The sequence below is a fragment of the Limnohabitans sp. genome (assembly GCF_040400975.1).
GTDB lineage: Bacteria > Pseudomonadota > Gammaproteobacteria > Burkholderiales > Burkholderiaceae_C > Limnohabitans_A.
Genome location: NZ_JBBAPF010000027.1, coordinates 1 through 13,800, shown reverse-complemented (window position 1 = coordinate 13,800; position 13,800 = coordinate 1). Strand labels below are relative to the sequence as shown.

At 54.5% G+C, this 13,800-nt stretch carries 13 protein-coding genes and 1 pseudogene; 6 read left to right on the top strand and 8 right to left on the bottom strand.

Annotated elements, in window-relative coordinates; translation table 11 throughout:
• Window positions 1–48: 48 nt before the first annotated feature.
• The 6 genes from ABWQ00_RS13385 to ABWQ00_RS13360 form a co-directional block, all read right to left on the bottom strand.
• A complete protein-coding gene (locus ABWQ00_RS13385; protein ID WP_353239170.1) occupies window positions 49–477 on the bottom strand; it encodes a TA system VapC family ribonuclease toxin in 429 nt (142 codons plus the stop codon).
• Window positions 477–740, bottom strand: a complete 264-nt coding sequence (locus ABWQ00_RS13380) for a CopG family transcriptional regulator (RefSeq protein ID WP_353239169.1) — start codon at window positions 738–740, stop codon at window positions 477–479. The genes ABWQ00_RS13385 and ABWQ00_RS13380 overlap by 1 nt, the downstream gene beginning before the upstream one ends.
• A gap of 178 nt (window positions 741–918) precedes the next feature.
• Window positions 919–2,013, bottom strand: a complete 1,095-nt coding sequence (locus ABWQ00_RS13375; RefSeq protein WP_502908137.1) for an SMP-30/gluconolactonase/LRE family protein — start codon at window positions 2,011–2,013, stop codon at window positions 919–921.
• Window positions 1,991–3,523 (bottom strand): ammonium transporter, encoded by a 1,533-nt coding sequence (locus ABWQ00_RS13370; protein WP_353239168.1) that lies wholly within the window; start codon window positions 3,521–3,523, stop codon window positions 1,991–1,993. The genes ABWQ00_RS13375 and ABWQ00_RS13370 overlap by 23 nt, the downstream gene beginning before the upstream one ends.
• Window positions 3,524–3,546: 23 nt before the next feature.
• Entirely contained in the window at window positions 3,547–3,885 is a 339-nt protein-coding gene (glnK, locus tag ABWQ00_RS13365; protein WP_019426247.1) for a P-II family nitrogen regulator, read from the bottom strand.
• Between the two features lie 28 nt (window positions 3,886–3,913).
• Window positions 3,914–4,675, bottom strand: a complete 762-nt coding sequence (locus ABWQ00_RS13360) for a TorF family putative porin (protein WP_353239167.1) — start codon at window positions 4,673–4,675, stop codon at window positions 3,914–3,916.
• A gap of 196 nt (window positions 4,676–4,871) precedes the next feature.
• On the opposite strand from ABWQ00_RS13360, the pseudogene ABWQ00_RS13355 reads away from it, so the two are divergent.
• Window positions 4,872–5,942, top strand: a pseudogene (locus ABWQ00_RS13355) (YifB family Mg chelatase-like AAA ATPase); the annotation flags it as partial.
• Here ABWQ00_RS13355 and ABWQ00_RS13350 read toward each other — a convergent pair.
• On the bottom strand, window positions 5,918–7,444 hold the full coding sequence (locus ABWQ00_RS13350; protein WP_353239166.1) for a recombinase family protein: 1,527 nt from the start codon (window positions 7,442–7,444) through the stop codon (window positions 5,918–5,920). The pseudogene ABWQ00_RS13355 and the gene ABWQ00_RS13350 overlap by 25 nt on opposite strands.
• Before the next feature lie 49 nt (window positions 7,445–7,493).
• Between ABWQ00_RS13350 and ABWQ00_RS13345 the strand changes: the two genes are divergently transcribed.
• The 5 genes from ABWQ00_RS13345 (at window position 7,494) to ABWQ00_RS13325 (ending at window position 13,542) form a co-directional block, all read left to right on the top strand.
• A complete protein-coding gene (locus ABWQ00_RS13345; protein ID WP_353239165.1) occupies window positions 7,494–7,814 on the top strand; it encodes a hypothetical protein in 321 nt (106 codons plus the stop codon).
• Complete coding sequence (locus tag ABWQ00_RS13340; protein WP_353239164.1) at window positions 7,811–8,170, top strand: type II toxin-antitoxin system PemK/MazF family toxin; 360 nt, start codon at window positions 7,811–7,813, stop codon at window positions 8,168–8,170. Before ABWQ00_RS13345 ends, ABWQ00_RS13340 begins: the two co-directional genes overlap by 4 nt.
• Before the next feature lie 101 nt (window positions 8,171–8,271).
• The gene (locus ABWQ00_RS13335) at window positions 8,272–9,006 is read left to right on the top strand and encodes a hypothetical protein (protein ID WP_353239163.1); all 735 of its coding nucleotides are present in this window, start codon (window positions 8,272–8,274) and stop codon (window positions 9,004–9,006) included.
• A gap of 10 nt (window positions 9,007–9,016) precedes the next feature.
• The gene (locus tag ABWQ00_RS13330; protein WP_353239162.1) at window positions 9,017–10,543 is read left to right on the top strand and encodes a YifB family Mg chelatase-like AAA ATPase; all 1,527 of its coding nucleotides are present in this window, start codon (window positions 9,017–9,019) and stop codon (window positions 10,541–10,543) included.
• Between the two features lie 53 nt (window positions 10,544–10,596).
• Window positions 10,597–13,542, top strand: a complete 2,946-nt coding sequence (locus ABWQ00_RS13325) for a TrlF family AAA-like ATPase (protein ID WP_353239197.1) — start codon at window positions 10,597–10,599, stop codon at window positions 13,540–13,542.
• Here ABWQ00_RS13325 and ABWQ00_RS13320 read toward each other — a convergent pair.
• A complete protein-coding gene (locus ABWQ00_RS13320) occupies window positions 13,508–13,771 on the bottom strand; it encodes a hypothetical protein (RefSeq protein ID WP_353239161.1) in 264 nt (87 codons plus the stop codon). The two genes, ABWQ00_RS13325 and ABWQ00_RS13320, sit on opposite strands and share 35 nt — an antisense overlap.
• Between the last annotated feature and the right edge of the window lie 29 nt (window positions 13,772–13,800).

Genomic DNA, 13,800 nt, shown 5'->3' with positions numbered 1-13,800 from the left:
CGCGTGCGTGAATTTTTTGAACGGGCAGGTTGTGGGAAATTGCTCGACTCAAAGCACCACAAGGTGTGCAGGGGTGGCACCGCGCACGGCACTGATCGGAATCCGCTGGTCCAGCGTCACCAGTCGTCCTTGGTTTTTGACGGCCAAAGCCAACAGGTACAAATCCGTCAGTTGCCTCGCGCTGTGAATGTGCCCATGTTCAAACTGCTGGGGGTCCAAGAGGCTGACCTCATCGGACCAGAAGGCATGGTGTGCTGTCCGCGTGGAGTTTTGCAACATGCCGACCAGCATCGACAGGGGTTGAGGGCTGCTGTACCCGGATTGGCCCATGATGCGAAGGAATCCGTTTTGGGTCAATGCACAGGTGGCCCAACCTTGTTGAATGTGTGCTTCAAACCATTGGGCCGCACGCACATGGTGAACATGATCACGGTCATGCAATGCGATCAGCACGTTGACGTCAAACAGCGCGCGCATCAAACACCCTCTGCATCGCGCAAGCGTTCAATCAGCTCATTGCTGATGACCGCGCCCCGAGAAGGCAAGGGCTTAATGCCGTATCGGGCCAAACGCTCTGAAACGTGGGGCACGGCTTGAGCCATTTGCGGTGGATAGGCCCCCACTGCAAATGCTTTACGCGCCAACTCGCTCATGACTTGCCCAATTGATTTTTTCTCTCTTTGGGCAATTTCTTTGGCTGCAAAAAGCACGTCGTCCGCAATGTCGAGGGTGGTTCTCATCTCATCTCCAGATATTTTGATGCTTGATGCTAACACATCAAACATCTCTCTGGTCTGATCCCCGGCATCGCTCCTGCTTCTGAGTTCTGTCTTGCAGGCTCAGACCACAAGTCCCTTATCCCGCACTTCTTAAAAAGCAGTAAGTTTGTCTCAGCAGGTAGGTATCGAAAGTGCCACCTCACCCCCACCCAAACCGATTCAACGCCACCCCCGCCACCTCCACCCGCATCGCCCACACGCAGCCCGAACCGGGGTACTGCGCCAGCTCTTGCTCACTGCGGCCTTGGCGGGCGGTGGTGATGAACAAGGTTTTCAGGTCCGCGCCGCCAAAGCAGGGCATGGTCGGGCACAGGGCTGGAGTGGGCACTTCGGCCAGCACTTGACCGTTGGGTGCGATGCGCAGCAGGCGTCCGCCTTCGTATTGGGCGGACCAGTAACAGCCCTCGGCGTCTACCGCCGCGCCGTCGGGTCTGCCGCCATAGGGCGCAGCGCTGCCCCAGGCCCAGCCTGCGGGTTTAGGGCTGGCTTGGTAGAACACGCGGGGGTTGGAGAGTTGGCCGCTGGCGGCGTCAAAGTCAAAAGCGCGCACTTGGTGCGCGGCGGTGTCGGCCCAGTAGGCGGTGCAGCCATCGAGTGACCAGGCCAGGCCGTTGGCGGTCACCACACCATTTTTCTCACCACCCACCATGGCGTGCAGTCCTTGGCCGTCCAGCATGTACAGCGCGCCCAGCGCCTGGTCTTTGGGCTCGTACAGGCTGCCCGCCCAAAAGCGGCCTTGGGCATCGCACTTGCCGTCGTTGAAGCGTTGCTTGCTCGTGTCGTAGGGCGCTGCCGCCAACAAATGCAAGAGGCCGCCCCATTCCCGCGCCCGGTAAATGCCATCGCGCAAGGCCATGACCAAGCCACCGCCATGCACGGGCGAAATGCAACCCGGCTCTTGCGTCAAAGGCCAGTACTCGACAGGGCCTTGCACCCGCAAGCCCTGCACCGCCACGCGTGCGATGCGCCTGCCGGGGATGTCTACCCAGTACAGGCGCTGCTCTTGCGGGTGCCAAAAGGGCGATTCGCCCAGGCCATCGGGCTCGGTGGTGATGGCGGTCCAGGTGGGTGTCAACAAGGCAGGTGCGTGCATGAAATCCATTGTGCCCGAGCCACCCCCCAAAGAAACAGCCCGCAAGGCCGAGGCTTTGCGGGCTGATGAGGGGGTGGCTTGCGCCACCGTTTGCAATGAAACTTGCAGTGTCCGGAATTTAGCCGTGGTAGGCCGACTCACCGTGCGAGGCAATGTCCAGACCTTCGCGCTCTTCCTCTTCGGTGACACGCAGACCGATGGTCAGGTCAACGATCTTGAAGGCGACCACCGAGACCACACCCGACCAGACGATGGTCAGCAACACGGCCTTGGCCTGGGTCCACACTTGTCCAGCGATGGAGTAAGCGTCTGGGGCGATCATGGCCACGGTGACCCAATCACCCACAGCGCTCGGACCACCCAAAGCGGGCGAGTTGAACACGCCGGTCAACAAAGCGCCGACGATACCGCCCACGCCGTGCACGCCGAACACATCCAAAGAGTCGTCAGCACCCAGCATCTTCTTGAGGCCGTTCACACCCCACAGGCAAGCAAAGCCTGCCACGATGCCGATCACCAGACCGCCGCCGATGCCCACGTTGCCTGCGGCTGGCGTGATGGCGACCAGACCGGCCACCGCACCCGAAGCTGCACCCAACATAGAGGCTTTGCCGCGCATCAACGCTTCACCCACGCACCAGGCCAGCACAGCACCAGCTGTTGCGACCAAAGTGTTGATGAAGGCGAGAGCCGCGAAACCGTTGGCTTCCAGCGCCGAGCCGGCGTTGAAACCGAACCAGCCCACCCACAGCAAGGACGCGCCCACCATGGTCAAAGTCAGGCTGTGGGGGGCCATGGCTTCACGGCCATAACCCACGCGCTTGCCGACCATGAAGGCACCGACCAGACCCGCCACAGCGGCGTTGATGTGCACCACCGTGCCGCCCGCGAAGTCCAGGGCACCCCACTGCCAGATCAGGCCAGCTTTGGAGGTCATTTCATCGGCCACTTCTTTGGCGGTGTAGGCATCAGGGCCCATCCAGAACCAAACCATGTGCGCGACAGGCAGGTAGCTGAAAGTGAACCACAGCACCATGAAGGCGAGCACAGCAGAGAACTTGATGCGCTCAGCGAAGGCACCCACGATCAGTGCGCAAGTGATGCCTGCGAACGTGGCCTGGAAGGCTGCGAAGGTGATTTCAGGAATCACAACGCCCTTGCTGAACGTGGCGGCGTTGGCAAAAGTGCCCGCGGCGTTGTCCCAGATGCCCATCATGAACAGGCGGTCAAAGCCACCGATGAAAGCATTGCCCTCGGTGAACGCCAGGCTGTAGCCATAGATGAACCACAGCACGGTGATCATGGAGAAGGTGACCACGACCTGCATCAGCACCGACAGCATGTTTTTGCTGCGCACCAAGCCGCCATAGAAAAGGGCCAGGCCCGGAATGACCATCAAGATGACCAAGATGGTTGCGACCATCATCCAAGCGATATCGCCCTTGTTGGGCACGAGTGCTGGCGCGGCTTCGGCCGCAGCCGTTGCAGCAGCAGGTGCTGCAGGTGCGGGTGCTGCATCGGCCGGTTTGGCTTCAGCGGCAGGGGCCGTGACGGCTGCGGGGGCAGTTTGTGCGGTGGCGACAGACGCCGTGCCGAACACACCGAGACCCAAACTCAGGCCCAAGGCCAGGGTGGCGAGTAGTTTTTTCATTTGTCGACTCTCTTTCTGATGCATCAAAGGGCTTCTGCGCCGGTTTCACCGGTGCGGATGCGAACCACTTGCTCGAGGTCGTACACAAAGATCTTGCCGTCGCCGATCTTGCCGGTGCGGGCACCGGCTTCGACGGCTTCGATGACGCGCTCGACGAGTTCGTCAGACACAGCGGCTTCGATCTTCACTTTGGGCAAAAAGTCGACCACGTATTCCGCGCCACGGTACAGCTCGGTGTGGCCCTTTTGACGACCAAAGCCTTTGACTTCGGTCACGGTGATGCCCTGCACGCCGATGCCCGAAAGTGCTTCACGCACTTCGTCCAGCTTGAAGGGTTTGATGATGGCGGTCACCAGTTTCATGATGGTTCCTTGATCTGAATGGGTGAAATCAGAAGGTGTACTTCAGGCCGACGACCAATGCGTCTTTACCGTTGTATTTGTTGACCAGGGTGTATTGGTCTTTGCCTGCATTGGTACCCACGGCCATCAAAGACGCAGTCAGACCATTACCCAGATCCTTCGCCAAAGTCAGTGAGTAATCGTGGTAAGAGAACGCTGGGCTGTTGTTGATGACTTGGCGCCCGATGTGGGGTGTCAGGGTGAAGCCATTGCCCATGTCGAAGGCTGCACTCAAATCAAGGTAATAGCTGTTTTTGCTGTTGGCGTTGCCGAACACGTTGGTCAACGAGTGCGAGTACTTCGCAGTGAAGACACCATAGGTGGCTGCGCCATAAACTTCTGTGGTGTTGGCGTTTACAAAAGTAGGCACAGTTTGCAAGTTGTTGCGCAGGTATTCATAACGCAGGACACCCACGTCATAGGCCACGCTGCCAACAGCCCACTTGTAACCGCCATAGACGTCCAACTCCATGGAGCCTTTGACACCCGCTGTGCTGTTTTGTGTACCTGTGTCTTGAATCCACTTGATGCTCGAACCCCAAGCGCCCACATAGAAACCACTCATGTCGGCGTAATCAAAACCGCCTTGCACCGCTGGCTCCAGACGCGACTGGGAAATACCGCGGTAGCGGTAGTCAGACACAACACCCGCATTGAAGGACAAGGTGCTCTCGGCCGCTTGGGCTTGGGCCACACCGGTCACGCCCAACAAAGACAAAGCCAACAAAGAAGGAACGAGGATGTTTTTCATGTGGAACTCCAAAAAGTGAAAAAAAGGACAAACCGTTAAAGCAGGGAGCGTGCCAACTTGGGGTGGGCACTCTATTCGGGCTTATCCCCGTGCGCGCTGCGCCTGTGCATGCTTGAATGACATTTCAATAAGTTCTGCGCGTTCGGACTGCGCGACAGGGCACATAAAGCGCACCAATACGGGGCAGGGAGGGCATATGAGTCTCAGTTTGGTGCACAGCCGCGCCTTGGTCGGCCTGCAAGCGCCCGCGGTCACCGTCGAGGTGCACATGGCCAACGGTCTGCCCAGCTTCACGTTGGTCGGCTTGGCCGACGTGGAAGTCAAAGAAGCCCGCGAGCGGGTGCGATCGGCCTTGCAAAACAGCGGTCTCGACTTTCCGCACAACCAGCGCATCACCGTCAACCTGGCCCCAGCCGACTTGCCCAAAGACTCGGGCCGTCTGGACTTGCCCATCGCGCTGGGCATCTTGGCGGCCAGTGGGCAGATCGATGCCAGCAAGCTGGTGGGCTATGAATTTGCAGGTGAGTTGTCGCTGTCGGGCGAACTGCGCCCGGTGCGCGGCGCTTTGGCCATGAGCCTGGTGCTGCGCCAACAAAAAGTGCGCACCCGGCTGGTGCTGCCACCGGGCAGCGCCGAAGAAGCCGCGCTGGTGCCTGATGCCGAAGTCTTCAGGGCGCGCCACTTACTCGATGTGGTGCAGCAGTTTTTACCGCCGTCGAACGAAGCGCCGCCCGAGCCCAGCGACGGCTGGGCACGCATGGCCGCGACCACGCCCACAGCACCACCGCGCTATGCCGACCTGGCGGATGTCAAAGGCCAAGCGGGTATCAAGCGCGTGCTGGAAATCGCCGCCGCCGGCGGCCATTCGCTGCTCATGCTGGGGCCACCGGGTTCGGGCAAGTCCATGTTGGCGCAACGTTTTGCAGGCTTGCTGCCGCCCATGTCCACCGAACAAGCGCTGGAATCGGCCGCCATTGCCAGTCTGACGGGGCGCTTTGATTTGACGCGCTGGGCCCAGCGCCCCACAGGTCAGCCGCACCACTCGGCCAGCGCCGTGGCTTTGGTGGGCGGCGGTTCGCCACCGCGCCCCGGAGAAATCTCGCTGGCCCACCACGGCGTTCTGTTTTTGGATGAGTTGCCAGAATTCCCACGCGCCGCCCTCGAAGCCCTGCGCGAGCCGCTGGAAACCGGGAGCATCACCATCGCCCGGGCCGCACGGCGGGCCGAATTCCCGGCGCGCTTTCAATTGATCGCGGCCATGAACCCCTGAGGCGGCGTTGCCTTTTTGTTATCAGTTCCGAGGGAGGTTGTAGGAGGGAGGCTCCCTCCTGGGGACAAAGCGAAGATGATTTCCACATCTGACTTTCCCACCGTGATGCGTTCGAGAATGGTTTCGACAATGGCCCGCTTTTCGTCATGGGCGAGACTACTCCAACGGTCAGAGAGTCCTTCGGCTTCGGCAATCACTGCCGCATGGGAGCGCAGTGACTGCACCAAGGCATCCCGCCGTCCTTCAAGGCGGGGGATCTCTTTGGAGAGAAGCTCTAGCTGTGCCCCTAATGGCTCATAGCGGGTTTTGAAGCCCCTTGTGTCGATGGCTTTGGCTTCATAGAGTTCAAGGAGTGCGGAGAGCTTGCCTTCCACCTTCTTGTGCAGGTCGGCATGGGTTTCGATCTGCTGGGAGAGGGCTGTGAGTTCCGCTTCCCCTGCTTTTTCATGCTGGCGGATTTCTTCGCTGCTGAACACAAAGCCTTGCAGTTCAGCGGCAAAGATGGCCTCCAGTGTGTCCGTACCAATCTTATTTTTGCAGGCCGTGCAGCAGTATTTGGCAGTGCCTGAAAGCACATACATTTTTTGCCGTCCGTCACCACAGGCGCAAAAGGTATAGCCCCCAAAGAGATGCTTGGGGGTTTTCGGCTGGCGTTTCCCGGATAGCTTTTTGGCATCCAAGCTTGCCACAACTTCATCAAACAGCGCTTCGTCCACCAAAGCCGGAACATCCTGATACACCCATTCGCTTTCCGGCTTGAGCTGCCACGCACCGCCGCTTGTGGTTTGTTTGGTGTAGTTGGTGCGCTTTTTTCCTTTGGCGGTTGGGTCGCGCAGCAAGCGCTCGACCGTGGTGTCACTCCACGGGCTGCCGTTTCGTGTCCGATAGCCGCGCTCATTGAGCACACTTGCCACCTTCTTCTTGCGGCCATGCTCACGGTAGAGCGTGTACAGGAGCGCCCGAATCGGCCCTTCTGTCTCGTCAATCACCAAGACTTTGTTTTCATAAAGGTAACCATAGGGGGCTTGTCCGCCCAAGGGCTTGCCCATCTTGGCGCGAATGGGCACCGATGCCGCCACCCGTGAGGCGATCTCTTCGCGCTCCCAGGTTGCCATGCTGGCAAGCAGTCCAAAGAAAAGCCGCCCTGCGGGGGTGGAGGTATCGATCGCTTCAGCGAGAGAGATGAGGTCAGCGCCGCACGTCTTGAAGATGTCCGCGAACTCCAGCAGTTCGCGGTTGTTGCGGGACAGGCGGGCAAGCTTGGAAAAGATGAGGCCCGTGATGTGACCCCGGCGTACATCGACCAGCATCCGCTTCGCTTCTTCGTGGCCGCTGACACTTTTGCCGGAGACCGCCTCCAGACGGTACACCTCCATCACCTCCCAGCCTTTGGCTTCTGCATAGGAGCGGGCACGGCGCTCGTGCACCTCCAAAGACTCCCCTTTCACCTGATCTTCGGTGGAGACCCGCAACCAGATTCCGACTCGTTTGTGTTCCATAGCCATGTTCTTGACCCCATTAAGGTAAACATGATATCTTTGCGGCACTATGAAATCAATACTGCAAATCACCCTTCGCCTACCGGAAGACCTCGCACAGCGTCTTGCCGCCTGCACACCTTCACGCAAGCGCAATCAGTTTGTTGTGGACTTGGTGCGCCGGGAGCTTGATCGTGAAAGCCGTGAACTCGAAGAAGCAGCGCTGCGTCTGTCCTCGCTCGAAGCTACGCATGAGAGTGAAGACACTGACTGGCTGGCTTTTGAAGATGAGGCCGTGAGTGGTGACGAGTTCGATGAAAAGCGCTTCTTGAAAGAGCTGACCGTCCGCAAAGATAAGGCCCCCAAAGCCTCGCGGGCGGTGGCCGCATGAATTCCATCTTGCGTGGCCAAGTTCACTGGGCACAGCTTGATCCAGCCCGTGGGTCTGAGATGGCAAAGCGCCGCCCGTGTGTGGTGCTCTCTGTGCGAGAAATCAACGACCATCGCCGCACCGTGGTGGTCTTGCCGCTCACCACCACCGAGACACCCGCCGTGTTTCCCCTCCTGATTGCTACACCGTCTGTGAGCGCCAGCTCCAAAGTGCGCACCGAACACATCCGCGCCATCGACAAGTCACGGCTGTCCGGTTACATCACGGACATGGGCGCTGATGACTTGGCCGAGATTGAGCGGGCGCTGTGCAAGGTGCTGGGAATCAAAACAAGGGGCACATCTTCCAAGCAGTGAATATCTGCACCAGCGGGAACAGCGTCTGAAAAATTTACGTTCCCCTCTACATTGGCAGCGATATATAGCTATATTTATCACATGTCTAGTCGGAGAGTCATGTGAGCTACAACAATCAAGATGCTCGTGTCTATGGCGACAACAATGTCGTCGGGCATGGGAACACCATCACTCGCAATGAAATTCACAACCACAACCAAAACAGTGGCAGCGGTGGAAGTGGTGACAAGAATAAAAATTCAAATGGTGAAGAGGGTCTTGGATTTCTCATTGCCCTAGGAAGTGCAGTTGCCATTTCCGTTTGGCTGTTTGCAAAACATTCTTTTGAGATTTACCTGTACATCAAGTTTGCCGCGCTTCTCTCTGCCGCGCCCTTCGTAGCCGCCCTTTTCGTTTTTTTGTTTGGCGATGCAGACCGTAAAGCCGGGGTTTTAAGCACCATCGTTGGAGCATCCCTCGGTTGTGCAATATTCGTTCTGGCTGTGCAAAGCAATAACTACCTTGACCCAAGAATTGTTCAACTGAGCCATCAGTTGGGGTGGAAAGATTTTTGGCTCGCTCTCACCGACTTTGGAAAGCAGCTCCTCATTCAAAATTTTGTGGCTGCTCTCCTGCTGGCAATCAGTTGCCTTCTTAATTTTTTGATGGGCTTTTTTGTGGCCTGGAGCGCCGCAACAAATGGAGATGTTCGCAACAGTGCTGTGCTCTACAGGCTTCGAGCGTTCAGACCTAGGGCGGCCAGCTTTTTTCTCATCATTTTGACTGTAGTTGCATGGGCCGTAATGACTGGCCGAGCATTCGACTTCATCAAGTCATTTCAAATGAGCATGCTCTGAGTCACGCGGCATGACACTCGCCACCATCCGCAGCCGTGCCCTCGCTGGCATGTCTGCGCCTGCCGTTCTGGTGGAGGTGCATCTGGCCAATGGCCTGCCCAGCTTCACCATCGTGGGCCTACCTGACACTGAAGTGCGCGAAAGCAAAGACCGAGTTCGGGCCGCACTCCAGAATAGTAATTTGGAGTTTCCGCACAACAAGCGGATCACGGTGAACCTGGCTCCAGCTGACCTCCCCAAAGAATCAGGTCGTTTTGATCTTCCCATTGCCATCGGCATCTTGGCCGCCAGTGGGCAAGTGCCTTTGGCCGAAGCCGAGAAATATGAGTATGCAGGCGAGCTGTCTTTGTCGGGCGACTTGCGTCCCATCCGGGGTGCCCTGGCCATGGCCTATGCCATCAGCAAAGAGGGCGCACACGAACAGCGCCCTTTGATTCTCCCTGCTGGCAGTGCCACCGAAGCCGCCCTAGTGGATGGTCTTGCGGTGTATGAGGCCACGCACTTGCTGAGGGTTTGTGCACACCTTTTGCCGGACAGTGCCGAAGAAAAACTCTCATGCATCCAAGCTGCGCCCACTGCGCAAGAAGTCACTTTCCCCGACATGCGCGATGTGCGCGGGCAAGGCGAGGCACGTCGGGCACTTGAAATCTGCGCGGCAGGTAAACACTCGCTGCTGATGGTCGGGCCTCCCGGTGCAGGCAAGTCCATGCTGGCGCAGCGACTGCCAGGCTTGCTCCCGCCCATGACCACCTCCGAGGCTTTGGCGAGTGCGGCCTTGCTTTCGCTCTCCAGCAATGGCTTTGCGCTGTCAGACTGGAAGTGCCGACCTTTTCGGGCACCGCATCACAGTGCCAGCGCGGTGGCACTGGTGGGGGGTGGAGGCAATCCACGCCCCGGAGAAATCAGCCTCGCCCATGAAGGTGTTTTGTTTTTAGACGAACTGCCTGAGTTTGACCGCAAGGTGCTGGAGACTTTGCGCGAACCGTTGGAGTCCGGGCACATCACCATCTCACGCGCAGCGCGTCAGGTGCGCTATGAAAGTGCCTTTCAGCTGGTGGCTGCCATGAATCCCTGCATGTGTGGACACCTGGGGCATCCGACCAAACTGTGCCGCTGCACCCCGGACCAGATCGCCCGTTACCAGGGCAAGATTTCCGGACCGCTTTTGGATCGCATTGACATGCAGATCACCGTGCCCGCTCTCACCAGCACAGAGCTGTCCAGCAGCCCCACAGGAGAAAACAGCGACACCATCCGTGCCCGTGTGGCCACCGCCCGCGCCTTGCAGATGGCCAGGCAAGGCAAACCCAATCAAGCCCTGTCGGTGGGTGACCTCGATCAGTTGGCCATGCCCAGCGATGCGGCTCACAAACTGCTGCGAAACGCCATGGACAAACTGGGTTGGTCAGGGCGCAGCTATCACCGGGTGCTCAAAGTGGCCCGCACCATTGCAGACCTTGCAGGTACTGAAGTGATTGAAACCGCGCATGTGGCGGAAGCGATTCAGTATCGGCGTGGTATTCAAATTTCACAATAAGCCAATTGCTCTAATTGGCATTTTGAGTTTTCATTTGGTAAGCTATAAATATGATGAAATTACATGATCTCGCAAATTCAAAATATCCAAACGGTTCCGAATGGAGACGTTGGGACTTGCATGTTCATACCCCAGAAAGCAAACTAGGCAGTTCATTTCCCGGAATTGCTTGGGAAGCATACATATCTGAACTGGAAAAAGTTGCAGAGCAACAAAATATTTCAGTCATCGGAGTGACTGATTATTTAACAATTGATGGATATGAAAAAGTATATTGTACATGGAAGGATCGAGTTAAGCCACGCTTGAGAAGTATTGACTTAATTTTACCCAATATTGAACTTCGATCTTTGCCACCCACAAAAGATGGCAAGGCATTAAATATACATATTATCGTAAATCCTACAGACCCGGATCATATTGAAAAAATTAAGTCTTCATTACAGCAACTTCGATTTGAATACAAAGAACAAACCTACGGCTGTGTTCGCCACGAATTAATTAAATTCGGCAAAGTCTTGGACAGCACACTAAATGATGACGCTGCGTATAAATTGGGAATCGAACAATTCAAGCCGTCATACGAAGTTATCAAGAGATGGCATTCGAGTGATCGCTGGCTGAGAGAAAATTCTTTAATAGGAATTGCCAATGGCAAAGATGGCATCAGCGGATTGCCTACAGATGGTTTTTCTGCAACCCGGGATGAATTACTAAAATTCGCACATTTTATATTCTCAGGAAACCCAAATGATAGAGAATATTATCTAGGCAAAAAAGAAGGAATTTCATCATCAAAAATAATTGAAATGTATGGCTCGTTAAAGCCATGTGTTCACGGCTCCGATGCGCATGACCTCGATAAATTATTCAATCCGGATGAAAGCAGGTATTGCTGGATTAAATCAGACCCGACCTTTGAAGGACTCCGCCAAATATTGTGGGAGCCAGATGCGAGAGTCCATATTGGGCCGACAAAGCCACAGCCCTTGGATATGAGCAAGGTAATTGAATCCATCAACATTTCAAACTCGAATGGATGGTTCAATCAAACGAAGATTTCTCTCAATAGCAATCTTGTCGCAATTATTGGCGAAAAAGGTGCCGGAAAAACTGCTATTGCTGATTTGCTAGGTTTTGCCTCAGGGGTTCAAAATGAAGTAAATTCAACTTCATCATTCATTACCAAAGGAAGATTGCATCTCAGAGGAATGAATGTATCTCTTTCGTGGGGTGGCAGCTCAATAAGCTCTGGCACATTGCTGGATAAACCACATAGTGTGCAAAGACCACTTGTTAGATATTTATCACAAGATTTTGTAGAGCGACTCTGCTCTGATGATCATGAAGGCAACGAACTACAGCAAGCAATCGAAGAGGTTGTTTTTGCACGGCTCGATGAGGTTCATAAAGAAGGATTTTCAACTTTTGATGAGTTAAGAAAAGCGCGCGAAAGCGCATCGCAGACAGAAAAGGATACTATCCGCGGGGAATTAGCCTCCATAAATCGAGAGATTGACAGACTATATGCAATGCTAAGTTTGCGCCCTCAAAAGGAAGCAACCAAAAAGCAGACCGAGGGAAACATCCAAGATTTGAAAAAACTGCTTCCTGAAGCCACGAATGCCGCCGATCAAGCTGTACTTAAAAAGCTTGAAGACGCTCAAACTCAGAAAGTCCTCATCGAAAAGGATATTGCCAAATTATCGAGAGACAAAAGAGCAATTGAGGAGATACTGACAAGTTACCAAACAGTAAAAACCCGAACGACTGACGATATCAAGAAACTCATAGATGATTCGCCATCTCAAATTAGCGAATACCTGTTGAATCTATTCCAACCCACTTGGAATGCAACCGTCGAAAATGAATTAAATAATATTATTTCAACCATTTCCAATACCATCCGGACGCGGCAAGGCATTGATGGTTCGAATACAGATGAAACATCACCCACGCTTGCACAGATTTCCGCAACAATCAAAGAGCACCAGGATGCATTGACAAAAGACGAGCTAAATAAAAAACGTTTAATTGATCTGCAAAAGCAAATCGCCTCACAAGAAGCAACCCTACAGAGAATAGCGAACGAAATAGTAGATTTGGACGAAAAGACTTCCAAACTACTCAAAACCAAACTCAAAGAGCGCAATAATCTCTATCTGAAATATTTTGAAGTTCTATCAAAGGATGAGACGGGCTTAAAAGAACTTTATGCACCAATGAAGGAACAGTTAAATATATCAGGTGCTGAAATGAATTTCGAGCTTCTTGCAGGATATCACGTTGATGTGAAAATGTGGCTAGATAAGTCCGCCAGGTTCTACGATGGAAGGAAAGGCCAAGCCTCTACAAAACGCGATGAAATTGAGAAATTTGTTGCCGAAAATTTAGCTCCAGCATGGAAAAGTGGCGATTTGAAATTAGTAAAATCCGCCTTCGAAGATTTCACCGACATTATTAATCCTGTTGACTTCATGAATCAAACAGCTTCGCCAAGCTTGAAGATGATTGATCTTTTTGATTGGATGTATTCATTAGATCATATTACAACCACATATAAAATTCAATATGGTGGAACATCCTTAGAGCACTTGTCACCCGGAACTCGTGGCATTGCCCTATTGGTCTTATATCTGTTGATGGATGAAGATGACCGCCGTCCATTAATTATAGATCAACCAGAAGGAAACTTGGATAATTCCTCCATATACCAACAACTGGTTCCATACATTCGAAGTGCCAAAGAAAAACGTCAGATCATTCTTGTAACTCATAATCCCAATTTAGTTGTTGCAACCGATGCAGAACAAATTATTATCGCCACCGCCGAGAGACTATCAAACCAACAATATCCAAGAATCACCTATTCATCTGGCTCGCTTGAGCATATTAATGATGAATCAGATAAATTGGGCACACGGGAAGCTGTTTGTGTTTTGCTAGAAGGTGGAAATGAAGCCTTCAAGGAACGAGAGGGCAGATATTCGTTGAGTTAACGGAAAACCCCCGGCTCACTTCCCCCTTGATCAGCAGCTTCACGAACATCTCATAGTTCGGGAGGTGCATGAAGTCAGTGGCAGTGAAAACAGGGGCGAACTCACGAGCCAAAAGCGGCGCGTCTTCGGCACCCACCCGAAAAGAAATGATCGTGCCGACATTCCCCAGCACCGCACTGCGCAGTGATTCGGGAAGCTGCGCCCCCGAGTTCGACACTTTGACCCCCATTTAGGCTGTTTTCGAGGGTCGGGGTCTAT